This window comes from Bacillus cereus group sp. BceL291 (genome assembly GCF_051776705.1).
In the GTDB taxonomy this organism is placed as follows: domain Bacteria; phylum Bacillota; class Bacilli; order Bacillales; family Bacillaceae_G; genus Bacillus_A; species Bacillus_A cereus.
In genome coordinates, this window is sequence record NZ_JBPWAP010000034.1 from 1 (window position 1) to 21,296 (window position 21,296).

The window sequence follows — 21,296 nt, forward strand, 5'->3', positions numbered from 1 at the left end:
AAGCTAGTAAGATCCCTGAAAGATGATCAGGTTGATAGGTTCGAGGTGGAAGCATGGTGACATGTGGAGCTGACGAATACTAATAGATCGAGGACTTAACCATATAATATGAAGCAATGTTATCTAGTTTTGAAAGAATATGCCTTCATAGTTTGGTGATGATGGCAGAGAGGTCACACCCGTTCCCATACCGAACACGGAAGTTAAGCTCTCTAGCGCCGATGGTAGTTGGGACCTTGTCCCTGTGAGAGTAGGACGTCGCCAAGCAACTAAACACGAGTCAAATGACTCGTGTTTTTTCGTGTTTTCTTTTATAATCCATAGTAATTAAAAAAATGTGCTTAAATAATTACTATTTTGATTAAATGCAGGGGAATGTGGCTAGGATAGTGAATAAGCAAAAGAGTTGCAAATTTTATTAATACGTATATAATTAAAGTCAAAGATAGTCAAAGTCAATAAAGGTGGCGGATAAATGAGAAATATATCTGATATCATTGAGCAATATCTAAAGCAAGTTATTGACTTAAGTAATAATAATGTGATTGAAATCAAAAGAAATGAGATTGCGGATCGATTCGAGTGCGTACCATCTCAAATCAATTATGTAATCAATACCCGTTTTACATTAGAAAGAGGATTTGTAGTAGAAAGTAAACGTGGTGGAGGAGGTTACATTCGCATTATAAAAGTCAAACTGCATGATGATATAGACATTATTGATCAAATGCTTCATATGATTGATCATAGCGTTGCACAAGGGAATGCAGAGAGTATGATTATACGTTTATTAGAAGAGGGAATCATAACAGGCCGTGAAGCAAAACTAATGTTAAGTGTACTAGATCGTTCTGTATTATCAATGGATATTCCTTCTCGAGATGAACTTAGGGCTCGAATATTATGCGCAATGTTAAGAACACTGAAATATAAATAAATACAGCTTTTGTAAAAGAATGATAATTAAGATAGGGCAGTTAAATATTGTAGAAGTTTTGAAAAAGAGCATGTACTTTTATCTAAATGGATTAAGGAAAGAGGACAATCTAGTAATGTATGAAAAGTATCATGAGGTAGATCGTTCCTGTTGTAAAGGTGGGGATATTGATGACTTGTCAAAACTGTAATATAAGACCAGCAACTTTACATTATACAAAAGTAATCAACGAGAAGAAGGCGGAAGTTCATCTTTGTGAGCAATGTGCAGAGCAAAGTGGCTATACGTCTTTCTTTCAATCATCACAGTCTAACTTTTCATTTCATGATGTATTTGCTGGTTTATTACACGGTGAATCAACAATGTTTGGAGAAGGAAAAAACGGGTTTTCAAATACAAATACAATAAGATGTCCAGGTTGTAAGATGACATACGAACATTTTACAAAGGTGGGACGCCTTGGTTGTGCTTCTTGTTACGATACATTTAAAGGACACTTAAACCCATTGTTAAAACGACTTCATGGTGGACATACAGAACATTGTGGAAAAATTCCGGAACGAATGGAAGGAAATATCCACTTAAAGAAAGAATTAGATGAACTAAAACTTATTCTGAAACAATATGTACAGAATGAGGAGTTTGAGAAAGCTGCTGAGGTAAGAGATGAAATTCGAGGGCTTGAAACTCAGCTTAGTGAGCATAGAGAGGGGGAGTAGTTCTATGTCACTGGACAAAATTATGAATGAAGCGATTAGTCCATGGATGAAGGGGGATGGCCCTGATTCTGATATTGTTTTAAGTAGTCGAATTCGTTTGGCTCGTAATTTTAAGCAATATCAATTTTCTACTATGCAAAACGAAGAGGAAGCTCAAAAGGTTCAAGAATTATTTAAAAAGAAATTTATAAATAAAGCGGTAGAGCCCTTTGGGAAGTTTGGACTATTAAAAATGAATGAATTAACGCCTCTTCAAAGGAGAGTTTTAGTCGAAAAGCATTTAATTAGTCCAAATCTAGCAGGGACTGAATATGGAGCATGTCTGTTATCAGAAAGCGAACACATTAGTGTGATGCTTAATGAGGAAGACCACATTAGGATTCAGTGCCTATTTCCAGGACTACAGTTATCAAAGGCGCTTCAAAGCGCCAATCAAATAGATAATTGGATTGAGAAAGAGGTTGAATATGCTTTTGATGAATCACTTGGATATATTACGAGTTGTCCTACTAACGTTGGTACAGGATTAAGAGCTTCTGTAATGATTCATTTACCAGGGCTGGTTTTAACAAAAAGAATTAGCCGTATTATACAAGTAATTCAAAAATTAGGTTTAGTAGTAAGAGGAATATACGGTGAAGGTAGCGAAGCGTTAGGTAATATATTTCAAGTATCAAATCAAATGACGCTAGGGAAATCCGAAGAAGATATTATTGCAGATTTAAAGAGTGTCATGCAGCAAATTATACAACAAGAAAAATTGGCCAGAGAATTAATTGTACAAAATTCGAGTATTGAGCTTGAAGATAAGGTTTATCGTTCTTACGGTATACTAGCAAATAGTCGTTTAATTCAATCTGCAGAAGCGGCAACTTGCTTATCGGATGTACGACTTGGTATTGATCTAGGATATATAAAAGGTATATCGAGAAATATTTTGACTGAGCTAATGGTTCTTACGCAACCAGGTATTTTACAACAATACGCAGGAGGACCTTTAGGACCAGAAGAAAGAGATTATCGAAGAGCAACCTTAATCCGTGAGCGATTACGTATTGAAAAAAACTAAGCGCAAGTAGGAGGCGATTTCTATGATGTTTGGAAGATTTACAGAAAGAGCACAGAAAGTATTAGCTTTATCTCAAGAGGAAGCAATTCGCATTGGGCATAATAATATTGGAACAGAACATATTTTACTTGGGCTTGTACGCGAAGGTGAAGGAATTGCAGCAAAAGCGTTAATTGCTCTTGGATTGAGCCCGGAGAAAGTGCAAAAAGAGGTAGAAGCGTTAATTGGACGTGGAACAGAAGCTTCTCAAACTGTACATTATACACCTCGTGCTAAAAAAGTTATTGAATTGTCTATGGATGAAGCGCGTAAGCTAGGACATTCTTACGTTGGAACAGAACATATTTTACTTGGCTTAATCCGTGAAGGTGAAGGTGTAGCGGCACGTGTTTTAAATAATTTAGGCGTCAGCCTTAACAAAGCAAGACAACAAGTGTTACAACTTCTTGGAAGTAACGAGGCAAGTTCAGGTCACCAAGGTGGTTCATCGACAAATGCCAATACACCGACACTAGACAGTTTAGCGCGCGACTTAACAGTTGTTGCACGTGAGAATCGTTTGGATCCTGTTATTGGACGTAGTAAAGAAATTCAACGTGTAATTGAAGTGTTAAGCCGTAGAACAAAAAACAATCCAGTGTTAATTGGAGAGCCTGGTGTAGGTAAAACAGCAATTGCTGAAGGGTTAGCACAGCAAATCGTAAATAATGAAGTTCCTGAAACGTTAAGAGATAAGCGTGTTATGACACTAGATATGGGAACAGTGGTAGCTGGGACGAAATATCGTGGTGAGTTTGAAGATCGTTTAAAGAAAGTAATGGATGAAATACGTCAAGCAGGGAATATTATTCTATTTATTGATGAACTTCATACATTAATCGGTGCAGGTGGAGCAGAAGGTGCAATCGATGCATCAAATATTTTAAAACCATCTTTAGCACGCGGAGAATTACAATGTATTGGTGCGACAACTTTAGATGAGTATCGTAAATATATTGAAAAGGATGCAGCTTTAGAGAGACGTTTCCAGCCAATTCATGTTGATGAGCCGAGTCTAGAAGAATCAACTCAAATCTTGAAAGGTTTACGCGATCGTTATGAGGCCCATCACCGTGTGTCTATTACAGATGATGCAATTGATGCAGCTGTGAAACTTTCCGATCGTTATATTACGGATCGTTTCTTACCAGATAAAGCAATTGATTTAATTGATGAAGCTGCTTCAAAGGTTCGCTTACGTTCTTATACAACACCACCAAACTTAAAAGAGCTTGAAGTGAATCTTGAGGAAATTCGAAAAGAAAAAGATGCGGCTGTACAAAGTCAAGAGTTTGAAAAGGCTGCTTCCTTACGTGATATGGAACAACGCTTACGTGAGAAATTGGAAGATACAAAGCGTCAGTGGAAAGAACAACAAGGAAAAGAAAATTCAGAGGTTACGGTAGAAGATATTGCAAATGTCGTTTCTACATGGACACGTATCCCTGTTTCTAAACTTGCACAAACAGAGACTGATAAATTATTAAACTTAGAATCCATTCTTCATGATCGTGTCATCGGCCAGGATGAAGCGGTAGTGGCTGTAGCGAAAGCTGTTCGTCGTGCAAGAGCAGGACTGAAAGATCCGAAACGTCCAATTGGTTCATTTATTTTCTTAGGACCAACAGGTGTAGGTAAAACAGAATTAGCAAGAGCATTGGCAGAATCTATGTTCGGTGATGAGGATGCAATGATTCGCATTGATATGTCTGAGTATATGGAGAAACATTCAACTTCTCGCTTAGTTGGTTCTCCTCCAGGATATGTTGGGTATGAAGAAGGCGGACAATTAACAGAGAAGGTTCGTCGTAAGCCGTATTCAGTTGTCCTATTAGATGAAGTAGAGAAGGCGCATCCTGATGTATTTAATATTTTACTACAGGTATTGGAAGATGGTCGTTTAACTGATTCTAAAGGACGTACAGTTGACTTCCGTAATACGATTGTTATTATGACGTCTAACGTTGGTGCTGAGGCGTTAAAACGTAACAAACATCTTGGATTTAACGTACAAGATGAAAGTCGTGATTATTCGGATATGAAAGGTAAAGTAATGGATGAGCTGAAAAAGGCATTTCGTCCAGAATTCTTAAACCGTATTGATGAAATTATCGTATTCCATATGCTTGAGAAAAAACATATTCAAGAAATTGTGACTCTTATGGTAAATCAGTTAGTGAATCGCTTAAAAGAACAAGAAATTGAATTGCAATTAACAGAAGGGGCGATTGCAGCTATTGCTGATAAAGGGTTTGATCGTGAATATGGTGCTCGTCCACTACGTAGAGCAATTCAGAAGCATGTAGAAGATAGACTATCGGAAGAACTTTTAAAAGGTGCTATTGAGAAAGGACAAAAAGTTATCTTTGATGTAGAAGGGGAAACATTTGTCATTCATAGTGCTGAAAAGGTAAAATAAGTATAGACAAACTAAGAGGGCTACGAGATAGCCCTCTTTCTTGTACGAGAAGGTCAAATGTTTATAGATGAAAGCGAAGTGAAATATAAAAAGATATGGCTAAAAAGAAAACAAAATTCACATGTCAAGAGTGTGGTTATCAATCACCAAAATATATGGGTAAATGTCCAGGGTGTGGTCAATGGAATTCGCTTGTTGAAGAGATGGAACCCGTTGTATCATCCAGACGCCTAAATTATGCAAATGCAATTCAAACAGAAGTAACAAAACCAAGACGTCTTACAGAAGTAGAAACAAAGTCTGAGGCACGTATTGAAACAAAATTTCAGGAGTTTAACCGTGTACTAGGTGGCGGAATTGTAGATGGATCTTTAGTACTTATTGGTGGGGACCCTGGGATTGGAAAATCAACGTTATTATTACAGATTTCCTCGCAATTAGCAGATGCTTCATATGATGTATTGTATATATCAGGTGAGGAGTCAGCAAAGCAGATTAAACTTCGTGCAGATCGTTTACATGTAAATGGTAGTAATCTATTTGTTGTATCAGAGACAGATTTACAGCGTATTGCAGCACATATTGAAGAGATGAATCCTGCTTTTGTTGTTATTGATTCTATTCAAACGATACATTTACCTGAGGTGACATCAGCTCCTGGTAGCGTGGCGCAAGTACGTGAATGTACAGCAGAATTAATGAAACTTGCAAAAACAAAGGGAATCCCAATTTTCATCGTAGGACATGTGACAAAAGAAGGTGCAATTGCGGGGCCGCGTATGTTAGAACATATGGTCGATGCAGTTCTTTACTTTGAAGGAGATCGACACCATACATATCGTATTTTACGAGCTGTAAAGAATCGTTTTGGTTCTACGAATGAAATGGGTATCTTTGAAATGAAAGAACTTGGCCTTGCAGAAGTCTTAAATCCTTCTGAAATTTTCCTTGAGGAAAGACCAGTTGGAGTTGCAGGTTCAACAGTAGTTGCCTCAATGGAAGGAACAAGACCAGTTTTAGTAGAAATACAGGCATTAATTTCCCCTACTAGTTTTGGAAATCCTCGAAGAATGGCGACAGGAATTGATCATAATCGTGTCTCGCTTATTATGGCGGTACTAGAGAAAAGAACAGGTTTACTATTACAAAATCAAGATGCGTATTTAAAAGTAGCTGGTGGTTTGAAATTAGATGAACCGGCAATTGATTTAGCTGTTGCCTTAAGTATAGCTTCAAGTTTTAGAGATAAATCTACGGCACCAACTGATGCGGTAATAGGAGAAGTTGGATTAACTGGAGAAATAAGAAGAGTATCAAGAATCGAACAACGTGTACAAGAAGCAGCTAAATTAGGATTTCAACGTGCTATCATTCCTAGAAAAAATTTAGGGGGGTGGACAATTCCAGAGGGGATTGAGGTTGTAGGTGTTTCTAATTTAGGAGAAGCGCTTCGTTTGACATTAGGAGGCTAGGCTATGGAAGAAAATAAGCAACGTGTCAAAAGTATAATTAATATTTTACAGCTCGTGGCCCCGGGAACACCACTGCGCGAAGGGATAGATAATGTACTTCGTGCACAAACAGGGGGACTAATTGTTCTTGGGTATAATGAGCAGATTAAAAGCATTGTTGATGGTGGTTTTCATATTAATTGCGCATTCTCTCCTGCTAGTTTATATGAATTAGCAAAAATGGATGGAGCACTTATTTTAAATGAAACTGGAAGTAAAATTTTAATTGCAAACGCACAGTTAGTTCCGGATTCATCTATTGATTCTATTGAAACAGGTATGCGTCACCGAACAGCAGAGCGTGTAGCAAAGCAGACGGGCAGCCTTGTTGTGGCCATTTCACAAAGACGTAATGTAATTACGCTATATCAAGGGAACTTACGTTATACACTAAAAGATATAGGTGTCATTTTAACGAAGGCAAATCAAGCAATTCAAACGCTAGAAAAATATAAGGCTGTATGGAATGACGGCATTACGAATTTGGGTATTCTAGAATTTGAAGAGGTCGTTACAATGTCCGAGGTGGTTCACGTTTTACATAGTGTTGAAATGGTGCTGCGTATAAAAAATGAAATATTGAGCTATATTCATGAGCTAGGAACAGAAGGTAGGTTAATTCGTTTACAGCTTACAGAATTACTAGCTGATTTAGAGGCAGAGGCAGCATTGTTAATTAAAGATTATCACCAGGAGAAAACACAAGACCATCATCAAATCTTGAAAAAGTTACAAGATCTTGCAAATACACAACTTTTAGAGGATAGTGATTTAGTTAAATTACTTGGGTATCCAGGACAAACAAGTTTAGAAGAAAGTGTGACACCTAGAGGGTACCGAATCACAAGCAAGATTTCTCGTGTTCCGCCACTTATTATCGAGAATTTAATTAATCGATTTAAAACATTGCAAGGTGTTTGCCGAGCAACTATTAATGAATTGGATGATGTGGAAGGAATTGGAGAAGTGAGAGCGAAGAAAATACGAGAAGGTCTAAAAAGAATTCAAGAGCATCTCTATATGAGTAGACACAATTAAGAATATTACATTGATTCTATAATATAACGACACTAGAACATTTTTGGTATATGATATGATATATTGGTAAATAAAACTATTTACAAAAAAACACGTCCGCTTTTGCATTCGGCGTTTTGATTAGCGAAACAATGGTTAATAATGAGTAGGAGGTGGTTGGATGTTAAAACGGATTGTACAGCTCTTCTTTTTAGTGATCGGGGGAGCGTTAGGGATTTACTTAATCCCAAAAATTATTAATGTATTAGATATCGGTGCGGTTCCTTTGTTGGAAGGATCGTATGTTCGTGCAATTATTGGTGCAATTATTTTATTTTTAACAACATTTTGGCTTGTAGATTATATTGTTCAACTTATTAAGCATATTGAAGAGGCTCTTGTAAAGGCGCCTGTAGCAGATGTTTTATTTGGTACATTAGGATTAATCTCTGGTCTTATTGTTGCATATTTAATTTTGATACCAATTCGTGAATTTACAATTCCAGTTATTAGTACGGTGTTGCAAGTGTTCTTCACCCTTTTACTTGGATATTTAGGATTCCAAGTAGGATTTAAAAAGAGGAATGAATTGCTAGGATTATTTACATTACCCCAACGCGGAGGTAAGAAGAAAAACAATAGTGAGAATGAAGAGGTAGAGGTCGAAGCAGAAAAATCTACGACTCATTGGAAAATTCTCGATACGAGTGTAATTATTGACGGACGTATTGCAGATATTTGCCAAACAAAGTTTTTAGAAGGAACAATTGTCATTCCGCAATTCGTATTAGAAGAGCTTCAGCATATTGCCGATTCTTCAGATGCTTTAAAGCGTAATCGTGGCCGCAGAGGGCTAGACATTTTAAATCGTATTCAAAAGGAGATGCCAATTCCGGTAGAAATTTATGAAGGCGATTTCGATGATATCCAAGAAGTAGATAGCAAGCTTGTAAAGTTGGCAAAAATCACTGGTGGAACTGTAGTAACAAACGATTTCAATTTAAACAAAGTTTCTGAATTACAAGGGGTTACGGTGTTAAACATTAATGATTTAGCTAATGCGATTAAACCAGTCGTACTCCCTGGTGAAGAATTAAGTGTTTATGTTGTGAAAGATGGTAAAGAACAAAATCAAGGTGTTGCATACTTAGATGATGGTACGATGATTGTAGTAGAAGATGGTAGAGAGTATGTGGGTTCACAACTTGACGTACTTGTTACTAGCGTATTACAAACATCGGCTGGTCGTATGATTTTTGCAAAACGTAAATTGCTAGAAAAAGCATTATAAGTAGAGGATTATTAATATGTATACATTAATTATTCCGGCAGCGGGCCAAGGAAAACGAATGGGTGCTGGTAAAAATAAGTTATTTTTACTTATAGATGAAGTACCAATTATTGTGCACACATTGCGTGCTTTTGAAAAAGATAAAGCGTGCAAAAGTATTATTATGGCAATTAACGAAGAAGAACGCCCGTATTTTGAAGAGTTAATGCAGAAGTACCAGATTGAAAAGCACGTACAATTTATTCAGGGTGGAGCCGAAAGACAAGATAGCGTATATAACGCACTTCAGTATGCGAGTGGTGTCGAATATGTTCTTGTGCATGACGGGGCGCGCCCGTTCGTAACGAATAAAGTGATTCGCGATGTATTAATTGCAGCAGAAAAATATGGAGCTTCCATTTGTGCAGTGCCAGTAAAAGATACTGTTAAGAAAGTAGAGCAGGGTGTTGTTGTAGAAACGGTAGAGCGATCTCAACTTAACGCTGTACAAACACCACAAGGATTCTCTGTTTCTCTTTTGCTAGAAGCTCATAGAAGCGCAAAGCAAAGTTGTTTTCTTGGCACAGATGATGCAAGTCTCGTAGAACGTGTTGGGAAGCAAGTAGGTGTAGTAGAGGGGAGTTACTATAATATTAAAGTGACGACTCCGGAAGATCTATTAATTGCTGAAAGTTTCCTTCGTGTTCAGAAGAAATAACGTTGATGATGTGTTAATAAAGAAAAGCTCGGCAACAGCCGGGCTTTTCTTTATAAGGATAGCGATATAATATAGAGTCATAAAGCTCAGTAGTTTAGCTTAAGGAGGAAGTAAGGATGTTTCGAATTGGACAAGGTTTTGATGTACATGAATTTGCGGAAGGGCGTCCGTTGATTATCGGTGGAATTACAATTCCACACGAGAAAGGATTAATTGGTCATTCAGATGCAGATGTATTGTTACATACGATTGCTGATGCATGTTTAGGTGCGATTGCAGCAGGAGATATCGGAAAGCATTTTCCTGATACAGACCCAGCTTTTAAAGATGCAGATTCAGCTGTATTGTTACAAAAAGTTTGGGAATTTGTGCGTGAACAAGGTTACGAGTTAGGAAATTTAGATTGTACAATTATTGCTCAAAAACCAAAAATGGCACCACATATTGAGAGCATGCGTAAGCGCATTAGTGAACTGTTAGAAACGTCTATCGATAACATTAATGTAAAGGCAACAACAACAGAAAAATTAGGATTTACAGGTAGAGAAGAAGGGATTGCTTCTCAAGCGGTTGTTTTATTACAGAAAAAATAATGGTTTTTAATTCGTAAGATGGATAATCACATTTTTTTGGTGTACAATTATAGAATGTGTTGACATTAAGAATGGAAGGTGTACCAATTATGGAAAAGCAAGTGAGAGTGCGCTACGCGCCAAGTCCAACAGGACACTTACATATCGGAAATGCGCGTACGGCATTATTTAATTATTTATTTGCTCGTCATTTAGATGGCAAATTTATTATTCGTATTGAAGATACTGATGTAAAACGTAACGTGGCTGGTGGAGAAGAAAGCCAATTAAAATACTTGAAATGGCTCGGTATGGACTGGGATGAAGGTGTTGATGTTGGTGGTGAATTTGGACCATATCGCCAAACAGAGCGTTTAGATATTTATAAAAAATTATATGAAGATTTATTAGAGCGTGGTCTAGCTTATAAATGTTATATGACAGAAGAAGAGCTAGAAGCAGAGCGTGAAGGACAAATCGCTCGCGGTGAAACACCTCGTTACGCAGGTAACCACCGTGAATTAACTGAAGAACAAGTGAAAGAATTTGAAGCTGAGGGACGTATTCCAAGTATTCGTTTCCGTGTACCAGCTGATCGTGACTACACATTCAAAGATATTGTAAAAGATGAAGTTGCGTTCCATTCAAATGATTTCGGTGATTTTGTTATTGTGAAAAAAGATGGAATTCCAACTTATAACTTTGCAGTAGCAGTAGATGATCATCTAATGGAAATTACACATGTACTTCGTGGTGATGATCATATTTCAAATACACCGAAACAAATGATGATTTATGAAGCTTTCGGCTGGGATATTCCACAATTCGGTCATATGACTCTAATTGTTAATGAAAGTCGTAAAAAGTTAAGTAAGCGTGATGAATCTATTATTCAATTTATTGAGCAATATAAAGAGCTTGGGTATCTTCCAGAAGCAATCTTTAACTTTATTGCACTACTAGGTTGGTCTCCGGTAGGAGAAGAAGAAATCTTCTCTAAAGATGAGTTTATCAAAATGTTCGATGCAGCTCGTTTATCAAAATCACCTGCATTATTTGATTCTCAAAAACTAAAATGGATGAACAACCAGTATATGAAAAAGCAAGATTTAGATACGGTTGTAGAGTTAAGCTTACCGCATTTAGTGAAAGCTGGACGTGTGGGAGAAACTTTAAGCGAACAAGACCAAGCTTGGATTCGTGATGTAATTGCTTTATACCATGAACAAATGAGTTTTGGAGCTGAAATTGTAGAGCTTTCTGAAATGTTCTTTAAAGATCATGTTGATTATGAAGAAGAAGGACAAGAAGTATTAAATGGTGAACAAGTACCTGAAGTACTTCGTGCATTTGCTGGTCAAATAGAAGCTCTAGAAGCAATGGAGCCAGCAGCAATTAAGGCAGCGATTAAAGCAGTTCAAAAGGAAACAGGACATAAAGGTAAAAATTTATTTATGCCAATCCGTGTTGCAACTACAGGACAAACGCATGGTCCAGAGCTTCCGAATGCTATTGCACTTCTTGGAAAAGAAAAAGTTTTAAATCGTCTTCAAAAAGTAATTGGTTAACATTTTCTAGGTTTAGAAATATAATAAGTATACCTAAAACCTAATAAGGAAAAGCGACGAGAAGGAGAAGTAGAAAATCAGGCTTTTTACAGAGAGAACCACCTTTAGGCTGGGAGTGGTTTATAAGCGGATTTTTGAAATGCCCCTTCGAGTCTTCTGCTGAACAGCGAATTGCTTCGTGGGATGTCTTAGGCCGCAAAGTAAGCAGAAGCGGTGTACACCGTTATCATGGATGAGTTTGAGGCTTTTTTAAGCCTAAACAGAGTGGAACCGCGCTTAAAAGGCGTCTCTGTCAATATGACAGAGACGCCTTTTTTTTTATACCGTGTAAATAGGTATGAATATAGAATTTATCTCCTTATATAAAGAATTAGGGGAGAAGTGATGAGTTAGGGGAGTTAGTTCGTTCGACAAAAAAGCAGCCCATAAAGGGGAGGGAACACCGATGTTTAAGAGGCTTCGGGAAGATATTGAAGTCGTTTTTGAACAGGATCCAGCGGCAAGAGGTTATTTCGAAGTCATTTTAACTTACTCTGGATTACATGCAGTTTGGGCCCATCGAATTGCACATGCTTTTTATAAAAGAAATTTTTTCTTTCTTGCACGTTTTGTTTCACAAGTGAGCCGCTTTTTTACTGGCATTGAGATCCATCCAGGAGCAACTATTGGTCGACGCTTTTTTATAGATCATGGAATGGGAGTTGTAATTGGAGAAACTTGTGAAATTGGTGATAATGTAACGATTTATCAAGGGGTTACATTAGGTGGTACAGGAAAAGAAAAAGGGAAGAGGCACCCAACAATTCAGGATAATGTATTAATTGCGACGGGTGCTAAAGTTCTTGGGTCTATTACTGTGGGAGAGAATTCTAAAATCGGAGCAGGGTCTGTCGTATTAAAAGAAGTTCCTGCACATTCTACAGTTGTAGGTATACCTGGCCGTGTCGTTATTCAAAATGGAGTAAAGATTGGTCAAGAATTAAATCACTCTGACCTTCCAGATCCGATTTTTGATAAATTAAAGGCTATGGAAGTAGAACTTGATAAATTGAAGAAACAATTGGAATTAAAGGTAGAAAGGAAGGATAAAAATGACTATTCACATTTATAATACGTTAACACGTCAAAAAGAAGAGTTTGTTCCATTAGAAGAAAATAAGGTAAAGATGTATGTATGCGGACCTACAGTTTATAACTACATTCATATTGGGAATGCAAGACCTCCTATGGTATTCGATACAGTGCGTCGTTATTTAGAATACAAAGGATACGATGTGCAATATGTATCTAACTTTACGGACGTAGATGATAAATTAATTAAAGCGGCAAATGAATTAGGTGAAGATGTACCAACGATTGCTGATCGTTTTGTTGAAGCGTACTTTGAAGATGTAACAGCACTAGGTTGCAAACACGCAACAGTTCATCCTCGTGTAACAGAAAATATGGATATCATTATTGAATTTATTCAAGAACTTGTGAATAAAGGGTATGCATATGAATCAGAGGGTGATGTGTACTTTAAGACGAAGGAATTCGAAGGTTACGGTAAATTATCACATCAACCAATCGCAGATTTACGTCACGGTGCTCGTATTGAGGTAGGGGAAAAGAAACAAGACCCTCTTGATTTTGCTTTATGGAAAGCTGCGAAAGAAGGAGAAATCTTCTGGGAAAGCCCTTGGGGGCAAGGACGTCCAGGATGGCATATTGAATGCTCAGCAATGGCGCGTAAGTATTTAGGGGATACAATTGACATTCATGCTGGTGGGCAAGACTTGGCGTTCCCGCATCATGAAAATGAAATTGCGCAGTCAGAGGCATTGACTGGAAAAACGTTTGCACGTTACTGGATGCATAATGGATATATTAATATTAACAATGAGAAGATGTCTAAATCGCTGGGTAACTTTATTTTAGTTCACGATATTATTAAGCAATACGACCCGCAGTTAATTAGATTCTTTATGTTATCAGTACACTATCGTCACCCGATTAACTTTAGTGAAGAGTTATTACAAAGTACGAATAATGGACTGGAAAGAATTAAAACAGCTTATGGAAACTTAAAGCATCGTATGGAGAGTAGTACGGATTTAACGGACCATAATGAGAAATGGTTAGCTGAAATAGAGAAATTCCAGACTGCATTTGAAGAGGCAATGAATGATGACTTTAACACTGCAAATGCAATTACCGAATTATACAACGTAGCAAATCATGCAAATCAATATTTACTTGAAGAGCATACATCTAAAGTTGTGATTGAAGCATACGTAAAACAACTGGAAACGTTATTTGATATTTTAGGATTAGAATTATCAAAAGAAGAATTACTGGATGAAGAAATTGAAGAGCTTATCCAAAAGCGCATTGAAGCTCGTAAAAATCGCGATTTCGCATTGTCTGATCAAATTCGTGACGATTTAAAAGAACGTAATATTATTTTAGAAGATACCGCTCAAGGTACAAGATGGAAAAGAGGATAAGGATGATTGATGCAAAGCAATTAAACAGCTTGGCGTTAGCGTATATGGGTGATGCGGTATATGAACAATATATCCGCTATCACCTCCTTCAAAAAGGAAAAGTTCGCCCTAATCAATTACATCGCTTAGGGACGAGCTTTGTTTCAGCAAAAGCACAGGCGAAAGTTGTTTATCATTTATTAGAGACGGCATTTTTGACAGAGGAAGAAGAGGCGGTATTAAGAAGAGGGCGTAATGCAAATTCAGGTACAGTTCCGAAAAATACGGATGTACAAACATATCGACATAGTACAGCCTTTGAAGCACTAATTGGTTATCATCATTTATTAAATAATCGTGAAAGATTAGACGAAATTGTATATAAGGCAATTGCAGTTTTAGAAGAAAAGGAAGGGGGCACATCATCATGACTAGTGAATATATTATCGGACGTAACCCTGTAATTGAAGCGTTAAGATCAGGGAGAGATATTAATAAAATTTGGATCGCAGAAGGTGCTGCCAAAGGACAAGTACAAATTGTACTAGCGTTAGCGAAAGAAAATAAGATTATTTTACAACATGCACCAAAGAAAAAGTTAGATCAATTAGTTGAGGGTAATCATCAAGGTGTAATTGCTCAAGTAGCTGCATATCAGTATGCAGAGTTAGAAGATTTATTCAAAGTGGCAGAAAAACGTAATGAAGATCCGTTCTTCTTGATTTTAGATGAGATTGAAGATCCGCATAATCTAGGTTCTATTATGCGTACTGCTGATGCAACAGGAGCTCATGGAATTATTATTCCGAAGAGAAGAGCTGTGGGACTTACCGCATCAGTTGCGAAAGCATCAACAGGAGCGATTGAATACATTCCTGTTGCGCGCGTAACAAACTTATCTCGTACAATTGATGAATTAAAAGAGCGTGGACTTTGGATTGCTGGTACAGATGCCAAAGGGAAAACGGATTACCGTAATTTAGATGGTACAATGCCGATTGGATTAGTAATTGGTAGTGAAGGAAAAGGTATGAGTCGTATTATTGGTGAAAAGTGTGATTTCTTAATCACTCTACCGATGGTTGGTAAAGTTACATCCTTAAATGCTTCAGTAGCCGCAAGTTTGTTAATGTATGAGGTATATCGTAAACGTCACGAAATTGGTAAATAAAAAATGAACGATATTTTAATCGTTGACGGCTACAACATTATCGGAGCTTGGGGAGATTTGAAGAAACTGCGGGATGTAGATTTACAATCATCAAGAGATGCGCTTATTGATAAGATGGCGGATTATCAAGGTTATACAGGCACAAAAGTGATGATAGTCTTTGATGCCTATACAGTCCATGGTATTGAAAAAAAGATGAAACAATCTCGTGTAGAAGTAATATTCACACGAAAGAATCAAACTGCAGACGAAAAGATAGAGCAACTTGCGATAGAGCTTAGAAATATAAATACACAAATATATGTTGCGACTTCTGATTATACAGAACAATGGGTTATATTTGGGCAAGGTGCCCTTCGAAAATCTGCGCGTGAATTAGAGTTGGAAGTACAAGCGATGGAACAACAAGTAAGAAGGCGTACAAAAGACACGAAAGAACAGCAGCCCGCCATGCGAAAGATATTTAGTAAGGATATTACAGAAAAATTAGAAAAATTAAGAAGAGGAGAGCGTTGAAGCATTGACGCTCTTTATCTTTTTACTGTATAATATTGCTAAATAAATAGCGGTCGGAGGGATCAAGGTGGAAGCAGGCTTCGTAAGTATAGGCGACGTTACATTTCGTGATTTAGAGGATGAGGCAATCGTTGAGTTAGTTCGAAAAGGTAATACTGACGCTCTAGAATATTTAATTCACAAGTATAAGAACTTTGTTCGTGCGAAATCAAGATCTTACTTTTTAGTGGGTGCCGATCGAGAAGACATTGTTCAAGAAGGTATGATAGGGTTGTTTAAAGCAATTCGTGATTATAAAGAGGACAAGCTGTCTTCATTCAAAGCATTTGCTGAACTATGTATCACTCGACAAATTATTACCGCTATTAAAACGGCAACAAGACAAAAACATATTCCTTTAAATTCGTATGTGTCTTTAGATAAGCCGATTTACGATGAGGAATCTGATCGAACGTTATTGGATGTTATTTCTGAAGCGAAGGTGACTGATCCTGAAGAGATGATCATTAGCCAGGAAGAATATACAGACATAGAATCAAAAATATCTGAATTATTAAGCGATTTAGAAAGGAAAGTGCTTTCTTTATATTTAGATGGTCGTTCTTATCAAGAGATTTCAGAACAGTTAAACAGGCATGTGAAATCTATTGATAACGCTTTACAAAGAGTAAAGAGGAAATTGGAACGATATATGGAAATGAGAGAAAGTACAACTTTAAATTCATAAGAAGTAACAAGTGCTGCAGGTGTAAAATAAATCACCTGTTTTCTTTTGTAGAAAGTACAAAATGCATGTCATTGACATTGTCTTTTATTGTATGATACATTTTTAGGGACATAATGTTACAAGGTTGGTGTAACTAATGAGGAAAAAAGTTGTACTCTCATGTGAAGAGTGTAAAAATCGAAACTACTCTACTATGAAAGATACGAGCTCAATAGAGCGACTTGAAATAAAAAAGTTTTGTAAAACATGCAATCAGCATACAGTTCACAAGGAAACAAAATAAATAATTGAAATAATACACTGGAGGTCCCGCAGATGCGTTTAACGAACTTTTTCGGCGATGTAGGTCGCGAAATGAAAAAAGTAAGTTGGCCTAAAAAAGATGAATTACTCCGCTCAACAGCGACTGTTGTTGCTACAGTTGTGTTCTTTGCGATTTTCTTCGCAGTAGTTGATATGGGCATTTCTTCTTTAATTCGGTTAATTCTTGGTTAATTCTTGAATAAGAAGCACTTATCCATGATATAATGTTATTTATAAGAACTGTGTAAAAGCCCGGTGAACGGGTTTTTTCATTTGCGCAAAAAAATGTACGTCAGGGAGGGAAGGACGCTCGTCCTAAATGAATGGAAAAAAGTTGGTATGTTGTCCATACTTATTCTGGATATGAAAATAAAGTAAAAGCAAACCTAGAGAAACGTGTAGAATCAATGGGTATGCAAGATAAAATTTTCCGTGTTGTTGTCCCGGAAGAAGTAGAAGTAGAAATGAAAAACGGAAAAGAAAAATTAATGAAAAGAAAAGTGTTCCCAGGTTATGTATTAGTAGAATTAATCATGACTGATGACTCTTGGTATGTTGTACGTAACACGCCGGGTGTAACTGGGTTCGTTGGTTCTTCTGGTTCTGGATCTAAACCATCACCTCTATTAGAAGAGGAAGTTGTTACCATTATGAAACATATGGGAATGGACAACGAAGTGGTTGATTTCGACTTTGAACTTCATGAGACAGTACGTGTAAATGAGGGGCCATTCGCAGATTATACAGGTGCTATTGAAGAAATTGATGTGGAGAAGAAAAAGGTTAGCGTGCTTGTGGATATGTTTGGTCGCGAGACTCCAGTTGAACTTGACTTCCATCAAATTGAAAAATTATAAAATGAAACTTGAAATGAATTGTAAAAAGTGATAATATCTTTTAAGTCAGTACGTCTTCGTTATCGGAGACGTTTTTTGAAAGATTTTATCCTTACAGATAAAATATGACGTGGGAGGGCAAATCACTGTCCAATTGACCACATCACGGACTTAAGGAGGTGTGTCTCGTGGCTAAAAAGGTAATTAAAATGGTAAAGCTTCAAATTCCTGCAGGTAAAGCTAACCCAGCTCCACCAGTTGGTCCAGCATTAGGACAAGCAGGTGTTAACATCATGGGCTTCTGCAAAGAGTTTAACGCTCGTACAGCAGATCAAGCTGGTCTTATCATCCCTGTTGAAATTACGGTATTTGAGGACCGTTCATTCACTTTCATTACTAAAACTCCTCCTGCTGCTGTTCTTCTTAAGAAAGTAGCTGGTATTGAGTCTGGTTCTGGTGAACCAAACCGTAATAAAGTGGCAACTGTTAAGCGTGATAAAGTACGCGAAATCGCTGAAACTAAAATGCCTGACCTAAACGCTGCTAGCGTAGAAGCTGCAATGCGTATGGTTGAAGGTACTGCACGCAGTATGGGCATCGTTATCGAAGACTAATTCGATTTGTTTTTAAAAAAGGTTGCGGGTCTGGAATTCCAATTCGCAACCTTTATTATCGTAAATGATTATCGTTTTTAAATAAATGGATGGCGCTCATCCTCAGGTTATACCTGAAAACAGGCGTAAACGTGGGAGGTTATTCCGCTAAAACCACATTCGAGGAGGAAATAAAAATGGCTAAAAGAGGTAAAAAGTACGTAGAAGCTGCAAAGCTTGTTGATCGTGCAGCTGCTTACTCTGCAACAGAAGCAGTAGAATTAGTAAAGAAAACAAACACAGCTAAATTTGATGCAACTGTAGAAGCTGCATTCCGTTTAGGTGTTGACCCTAAGAAAGCTGACCAACAAATCCGTGGTGCAGTTGTTCTTCCACACGGTACTGGTAAAGTACAACGTGTATTAGTATTTGCTAAAGGTGAAAAAGCTAAAGAAGCTGAAGCTGCTGGAGCTGACTTCGTAGGCGATACTGATTACATCGGTAAAATCCAACAAGGTTGGTTCGATTTCGATGTAGTAGTAGCAACTCCTGACATGATGGGTGAAGTTGGTAAACTTGGTCGCGTATTAGGACCTAAAGGTTTAATGCCAAACCCTAAAACTGGAACAGTTACTTTCGATGTAACTAAAGCTGTTAACGAAATCAAAGCTGGTAAAGTTGAATACCGCGTTGATAAAGCTGGTAACATCCACGTTCCAATCGGTAAAGTATCTTTCGAAGATGCTAAATTAGTAGAAAACTTCAAAACAATTGCTGACACTTTACAAAAAGTTAAGCCAGCTGCTGCAAAAGGTACTTACATGAAGAACGTAACAGTTGCTTCTACAATGGGACCTGGCGTACGTGTAGACGTTTCTACATTAGCGTAAATTTTGGAAGTTGACTTCATAAAGAAGTTTTAATATAATCATTTATGTTGTGAATTTAATTAGTGTACCGTAGACAGTAGGTGTCAATAGACTTAATTTCCTACCTAGGTGTTAATATACGAAGCGGAATCTTTTTTCTGTGACTATATGCCTCCATGTCTACAAGTTGGGCATGGAGGTTTTTAGTGCACTTTCGGTACATCTTCTATATAATCTACAGGAGGTGTAATAACATGAGCAAAGTAATCGAAACTAAACAACAAGTTGTAACTGAAATCGCGGACAAACTTCGCGCTAGTAAATCTACAATCGTTGTTGACTACCGTGGTTTAACAGTTTCTGAAGCAACAGAATTACGTAAGCAATTACGTGAAGCTGGCGTTGAGTTCAAAGTTTACAAAAACTCTCTAACTCGTCGTGCTGCAGAATCTGCTGAAATGGCTGAGTTAAATGAATTCTTAACAGGACCAAACGCAATCGCGTTCAGTAACGAGGATGTAGTTGCTCCTGCGAAAGTATTAAACGACTTCGCTAAAGATCATGAAGCTTTAGAAATTAAAGCGGGCGTAATCGAAGGTAAACTTGTAACACTTGATGAGGTTAAAGCAATCGCTACTCTTCCATCACGTGAAGGCTTACTTTCTATGCTTCTTAGCGTTCTTCAAGCTCCAATCCGTAACCTTGCACTTGCTACTAAAGCAGTTGCAGACCAAAAGGAAGAGCAAGGCGCTTAATTTTTTAAAAGATAATTACGTATTATCGATAAAACAATACAAACCTATTTAAGGGAGGATATTTACAATGACTAAAGAACAAATCATTGAAGCAGTTAAATCTATGACTGTATTAGAACTTAACGACTTAGTAAAAGCTATCGAGGAAGAATTCGGCGTAACTGCTGCTGCTCCTGTAGCTGTTGCTGGTGGCGCTGGAGAAGCTGCTGCTGAGAAAACTGAATTTGATGTGGAACTAACTAGCGCTGGTGCACAAAAAATCAAAGTTATCAAAGTTGTTCGTGAAATCACTGGTCTTGGCTTAAAAGAAGCTAAAGAATTAGTTGACAACACTCCAAAAGTAATCAAAGAAGCTGCTGCTAAAGAAGAAGCTGAAGAAATCAAAGCTAAACTTGAAGAAGTTGGCGCTGCTGTAGAAGTTAAGTAATTAACTTTTGATGCTTTAAAAAAAGCTCGCTCTCATGCGAGCTTTTTTTTTAACTGTAAAGAAAAGAGGTGGCCATATGGCAGACCATTATTTTTCTAACGACCCTTCTAGTAAAAGTGATCGTAAGCGATGGGAGTTTGCCCTTCGTGGATCTCGATTCACTTTCTTATCTGACCATGGGGTGTTCTCGAAAAACGAAGTGGACTTTGGTTCCCGTCTTTTAATTGAAGCGTTTCAAATGCCAGATATTAAAGGTGATATATTAGACGTAGGTTGCGGATACGGTCCTATTGGTTTGTCGTTAGCGAAAGAGTTTCAAGGTCGTGAAGTTCACATGGTGGATGTGAACGAGAGGGCACTTGGGCTTGCGAAAGAAAACGCCGCTAATAACAAAATCGAGAATATACGTATTTTTCAAAGTAGCGTCTATGAAAATGTAGATGGTAAGTATGCTGCTATTCTATCTAACCCTCCAATTCGTGCGGGTAAAGATATCGTACATGAGATTTTAGAAAAAGCTGTGGAGTATTTAGTTCCAGATGGAGAGCTTTGGATTGTTATTCAAAAGAAACAAGGTGCACCGTCTGCGCTAAAAAAACTAGAAGAAGTATTTTCTGAAGTTGAGGTTGTAGAAAAGAAAAAAGGATATTATATCATAAAATCAAAAAAACGTTGACGGTTATTTTTGGCTATGTTAACATTATACAATGCCAATATATGATTTTCTGCGTTGAGAAAGATGTATATTTTTGTTTCTCTTGGAAAAGATAGTAAAATCAGCAGATTATGAAA

The 21,296-nt window shown here is 37.4% G+C and carries 24 protein-coding genes, 2 rRNA genes and 2 other annotated features; all 26 genes read left to right on the forward strand.

Annotated elements, in window-relative coordinates; genetic code table 11:
* Window positions 1–103: ribosomal RNA gene (locus ACS2CR_RS20205) — 23S ribosomal RNA — on the forward strand; the annotation flags it as partial.
* Window positions 104–151: 48 nt separating this feature from the next.
* Window positions 152–267: ribosomal RNA gene (gene rrf / locus ACS2CR_RS20210) — 5S ribosomal RNA — on the forward strand.
* A gap of 208 nt (window positions 268–475) precedes the next feature.
* Entirely contained in the window at window positions 476–937 is a 462-nt protein-coding gene (ctsR, locus tag ACS2CR_RS20215; protein ID WP_001244565.1) for a transcriptional regulator CtsR, read from the forward strand.
* Between the two features lie 170 nt (window positions 938–1,107).
* Window positions 1,108–1,656 (forward strand): UvrB/UvrC motif-containing protein, encoded by a 549-nt coding sequence (locus ACS2CR_RS20220; RefSeq protein WP_000128398.1) that lies wholly within the window; start codon window positions 1,108–1,110, stop codon window positions 1,654–1,656.
* Between the two features lie 4 nt (window positions 1,657–1,660).
* A complete protein-coding gene (locus ACS2CR_RS20225) occupies window positions 1,661–2,725 on the forward strand; it encodes a protein arginine kinase (protein WP_000050842.1) in 1,065 nt (354 codons plus the stop codon).
* 22 nt (window positions 2,726–2,747) lie between these two features.
* The gene (gene clpC / locus ACS2CR_RS20230; protein ID WP_000971187.1) at window positions 2,748–5,183 is read left to right on the forward strand and encodes an ATP-dependent protease ATP-binding subunit ClpC; all 2,436 of its coding nucleotides are present in this window, start codon (window positions 2,748–2,750) and stop codon (window positions 5,181–5,183) included.
* 95 nt (window positions 5,184–5,278) lie between these two features.
* Window positions 5,279–6,655, forward strand: coding sequence for a DNA repair protein RadA (gene radA, locus ACS2CR_RS20235; RefSeq protein ID WP_001085202.1), 1,377 nt, complete (start codon window positions 5,279–5,281; stop codon window positions 6,653–6,655).
* A 3-nt stretch (window positions 6,656–6,658) separates the two neighbouring features.
* The gene (gene disA / locus ACS2CR_RS20240) at window positions 6,659–7,732 is read left to right on the forward strand and encodes a DNA integrity scanning diadenylate cyclase DisA (RefSeq protein ID WP_000392158.1); all 1,074 of its coding nucleotides are present in this window, start codon (window positions 6,659–6,661) and stop codon (window positions 7,730–7,732) included.
* 160 nt (window positions 7,733–7,892) lie between these two features.
* Window positions 7,893–9,002 carry a PIN/TRAM domain-containing protein gene (locus ACS2CR_RS20245; protein ID WP_000919677.1) on the forward strand — a complete coding sequence of 370 codons (1,110 nt, stop codon included), beginning with the start codon at window positions 7,893–7,895 and terminating at the stop codon, window positions 9,000–9,002.
* Between the two features lie 16 nt (window positions 9,003–9,018).
* Window positions 9,019–9,699: a 2-C-methyl-D-erythritol 4-phosphate cytidylyltransferase gene (gene ispD, locus ACS2CR_RS20250; RefSeq protein ID WP_000288282.1), complete on the forward strand. Its 681-nt coding sequence runs from the start codon at window positions 9,019–9,021 to the stop codon at window positions 9,697–9,699.
* 116 nt (window positions 9,700–9,815) lie between these two features.
* Window positions 9,816–10,292 carry a 2-C-methyl-D-erythritol 2,4-cyclodiphosphate synthase gene (gene ispF, locus ACS2CR_RS20255; protein WP_000488386.1) on the forward strand — a complete coding sequence of 159 codons (477 nt, stop codon included), beginning with the start codon at window positions 9,816–9,818 and terminating at the stop codon, window positions 10,290–10,292.
* An 89-nt stretch (window positions 10,293–10,381) separates the two neighbouring features.
* On the forward strand, window positions 10,382–11,839 hold the full coding sequence (gltX, locus tag ACS2CR_RS20260) for a glutamate--tRNA ligase (protein WP_000415143.1): 1,458 nt from the start codon (window positions 10,382–10,384) through the stop codon (window positions 11,837–11,839).
* Between the two features lie 47 nt (window positions 11,840–11,886).
* Window positions 11,887–12,133, forward strand: a binding site (T-box leader).
* Window positions 12,134–12,284: 151 nt separating this feature from the next.
* Complete coding sequence (gene cysE, locus ACS2CR_RS20265; protein ID WP_000476497.1) at window positions 12,285–12,950, forward strand: serine O-acetyltransferase; 666 nt, start codon at window positions 12,285–12,287, stop codon at window positions 12,948–12,950.
* Complete coding sequence (gene cysS / locus ACS2CR_RS20270) at window positions 12,931–14,328, forward strand: cysteine--tRNA ligase (RefSeq protein WP_000152276.1); 1,398 nt, start codon at window positions 12,931–12,933, stop codon at window positions 14,326–14,328. Before cysE ends, cysS begins: the two co-directional genes overlap by 20 nt.
* A 2-nt stretch (window positions 14,329–14,330) precedes the next feature.
* The gene (locus ACS2CR_RS20275) at window positions 14,331–14,738 is read left to right on the forward strand and encodes a Mini-ribonuclease 3 (protein WP_000564261.1); all 408 of its coding nucleotides are present in this window, start codon (window positions 14,331–14,333) and stop codon (window positions 14,736–14,738) included.
* Entirely contained in the window at window positions 14,735–15,478 is a 744-nt protein-coding gene (gene rlmB / locus ACS2CR_RS20280) for a 23S rRNA (guanosine(2251)-2'-O)-methyltransferase RlmB (RefSeq protein ID WP_000200237.1), read from the forward strand. The genes ACS2CR_RS20275 and rlmB overlap by 4 nt, the downstream gene beginning before the upstream one ends.
* A gap of 3 nt (window positions 15,479–15,481) precedes the next feature.
* A complete protein-coding gene (locus tag ACS2CR_RS20285) occupies window positions 15,482–15,994 on the forward strand; it encodes an NYN domain-containing protein (RefSeq protein WP_000997886.1) in 513 nt (170 codons plus the stop codon).
* 67 nt (window positions 15,995–16,061) lie between these two features.
* Window positions 16,062–16,721, forward strand: a complete 660-nt coding sequence (locus ACS2CR_RS20290) for an RNA polymerase sporulation sigma factor SigH (protein ID WP_000387193.1) — start codon at window positions 16,062–16,064, stop codon at window positions 16,719–16,721.
* Between the two features lie 136 nt (window positions 16,722–16,857).
* Complete coding sequence (gene rpmG / locus ACS2CR_RS20295) at window positions 16,858–17,004, forward strand: 50S ribosomal protein L33 (RefSeq protein WP_014481927.1); 147 nt, start codon at window positions 16,858–16,860, stop codon at window positions 17,002–17,004.
* A 32-nt stretch (window positions 17,005–17,036) separates the two neighbouring features.
* Window positions 17,037–17,216, forward strand: a complete 180-nt coding sequence (gene secE, locus ACS2CR_RS20300) for a preprotein translocase subunit SecE (protein ID WP_001241323.1) — start codon at window positions 17,037–17,039, stop codon at window positions 17,214–17,216.
* Window positions 17,217–17,347: 131 nt separating this feature from the next.
* Complete coding sequence (nusG, locus tag ACS2CR_RS20305) at window positions 17,348–17,881, forward strand: transcription termination/antitermination protein NusG (protein ID WP_000415794.1); 534 nt, start codon at window positions 17,348–17,350, stop codon at window positions 17,879–17,881.
* 167 nt (window positions 17,882–18,048) lie between these two features.
* Complete coding sequence (rplK, locus tag ACS2CR_RS20310) at window positions 18,049–18,474, forward strand: 50S ribosomal protein L11 (protein WP_001085872.1); 426 nt, start codon at window positions 18,049–18,051, stop codon at window positions 18,472–18,474.
* Window positions 18,475–18,650: 176 nt separating this feature from the next.
* A complete protein-coding gene (rplA, locus tag ACS2CR_RS20315) occupies window positions 18,651–19,343 on the forward strand; it encodes a 50S ribosomal protein L1 (RefSeq protein ID WP_001987630.1) in 693 nt (230 codons plus the stop codon).
* 49 nt (window positions 19,344–19,392) lie between these two features.
* Window positions 19,393–19,537: a sequence feature (ribosomal protein L10 leader region), on the forward strand.
* Between the two features lie 39 nt (window positions 19,538–19,576).
* On the forward strand, window positions 19,577–20,077 hold the full coding sequence (gene rplJ / locus ACS2CR_RS20320) for a 50S ribosomal protein L10 (RefSeq protein WP_000048716.1): 501 nt from the start codon (window positions 19,577–19,579) through the stop codon (window positions 20,075–20,077).
* Window positions 20,078–20,144: 67 nt separating this feature from the next.
* Entirely contained in the window at window positions 20,145–20,504 is a 360-nt protein-coding gene (rplL, locus tag ACS2CR_RS20325) for a 50S ribosomal protein L7/L12 (protein ID WP_000159736.1), read from the forward strand.
* A gap of 76 nt (window positions 20,505–20,580) precedes the next feature.
* Window positions 20,581–21,180 carry a class I SAM-dependent methyltransferase gene (locus ACS2CR_RS20330; RefSeq protein WP_000763262.1) on the forward strand — a complete coding sequence of 200 codons (600 nt, stop codon included), beginning with the start codon at window positions 20,581–20,583 and terminating at the stop codon, window positions 21,178–21,180.
* Window positions 21,181–21,296 lie beyond the last annotated feature (116 nt).

Excerpts from the sequence above, each read along its gene's own strand:
- ctsR (WP_001244565.1), top strand. The coding sequence starts at position 476 with ATGAGAAATATATCTGATATCATTGAGCAATATCTAAAGCAAGTTATT.
- ACS2CR_RS20220 (WP_000128398.1), top strand. The coding sequence starts at position 1,108 with ATGACTTGTCAAAACTGTAATATAAGACCAGCAACTTTACATTATACA.
- ACS2CR_RS20225 (WP_000050842.1), top strand. The coding sequence starts at position 1,661 with ATGTCACTGGACAAAATTATGAATGAAGCGATTAGTCCATGGATGAAG.
- clpC (WP_000971187.1), top strand. The coding sequence starts at position 2,748 with ATGATGTTTGGAAGATTTACAGAAAGAGCACAGAAAGTATTAGCTTTA.
- radA (WP_001085202.1), top strand. The coding sequence starts at position 5,279 with ATGGCTAAAAAGAAAACAAAATTCACATGTCAAGAGTGTGGTTATCAA.
- disA (WP_000392158.1), top strand. The coding sequence starts at position 6,659 with ATGGAAGAAAATAAGCAACGTGTCAAAAGTATAATTAATATTTTACAG.
- ACS2CR_RS20245 (WP_000919677.1), top strand. The coding sequence starts at position 7,893 with ATGTTAAAACGGATTGTACAGCTCTTCTTTTTAGTGATCGGGGGAGCG.
- ispD (WP_000288282.1), top strand. The coding sequence starts at position 9,019 with ATGTATACATTAATTATTCCGGCAGCGGGCCAAGGAAAACGAATGGGT.
- ispF (WP_000488386.1), top strand. The coding sequence starts at position 9,816 with ATGTTTCGAATTGGACAAGGTTTTGATGTACATGAATTTGCGGAAGGG.
- gltX (WP_000415143.1), top strand. The coding sequence starts at position 10,382 with ATGGAAAAGCAAGTGAGAGTGCGCTACGCGCCAAGTCCAACAGGACAC.
- cysE (WP_000476497.1), top strand. The coding sequence starts at position 12,285 with ATGTTTAAGAGGCTTCGGGAAGATATTGAAGTCGTTTTTGAACAGGAT.
- cysS (WP_000152276.1), top strand. The coding sequence starts at position 12,931 with ATGACTATTCACATTTATAATACGTTAACACGTCAAAAAGAAGAGTTT.
- ACS2CR_RS20275 (WP_000564261.1), top strand. The coding sequence starts at position 14,331 with ATGATTGATGCAAAGCAATTAAACAGCTTGGCGTTAGCGTATATGGGT.
- rlmB (WP_000200237.1), top strand. The coding sequence starts at position 14,735 with ATGACTAGTGAATATATTATCGGACGTAACCCTGTAATTGAAGCGTTA.
- ACS2CR_RS20285 (WP_000997886.1), top strand. The coding sequence starts at position 15,482 with ATGAACGATATTTTAATCGTTGACGGCTACAACATTATCGGAGCTTGG.
- rpmG (WP_014481927.1), top strand. The coding sequence starts at position 16,858 with ATGAGGAAAAAAGTTGTACTCTCATGTGAAGAGTGTAAAAATCGAAAC.
- secE (WP_001241323.1), top strand. The coding sequence starts at position 17,037 with ATGCGTTTAACGAACTTTTTCGGCGATGTAGGTCGCGAAATGAAAAAA.
- nusG (WP_000415794.1), top strand. The coding sequence starts at position 17,348 with ATGGAAAAAAGTTGGTATGTTGTCCATACTTATTCTGGATATGAAAAT.
- rplA (WP_001987630.1), top strand. The coding sequence starts at position 18,651 with ATGGCTAAAAGAGGTAAAAAGTACGTAGAAGCTGCAAAGCTTGTTGAT.
- rplJ (WP_000048716.1), top strand. The coding sequence starts at position 19,577 with ATGAGCAAAGTAATCGAAACTAAACAACAAGTTGTAACTGAAATCGCG.
- rplL (WP_000159736.1), top strand. The coding sequence starts at position 20,145 with ATGACTAAAGAACAAATCATTGAAGCAGTTAAATCTATGACTGTATTA.
- ACS2CR_RS20330 (WP_000763262.1), top strand. The coding sequence starts at position 20,581 with ATGGCAGACCATTATTTTTCTAACGACCCTTCTAGTAAAAGTGATCGT.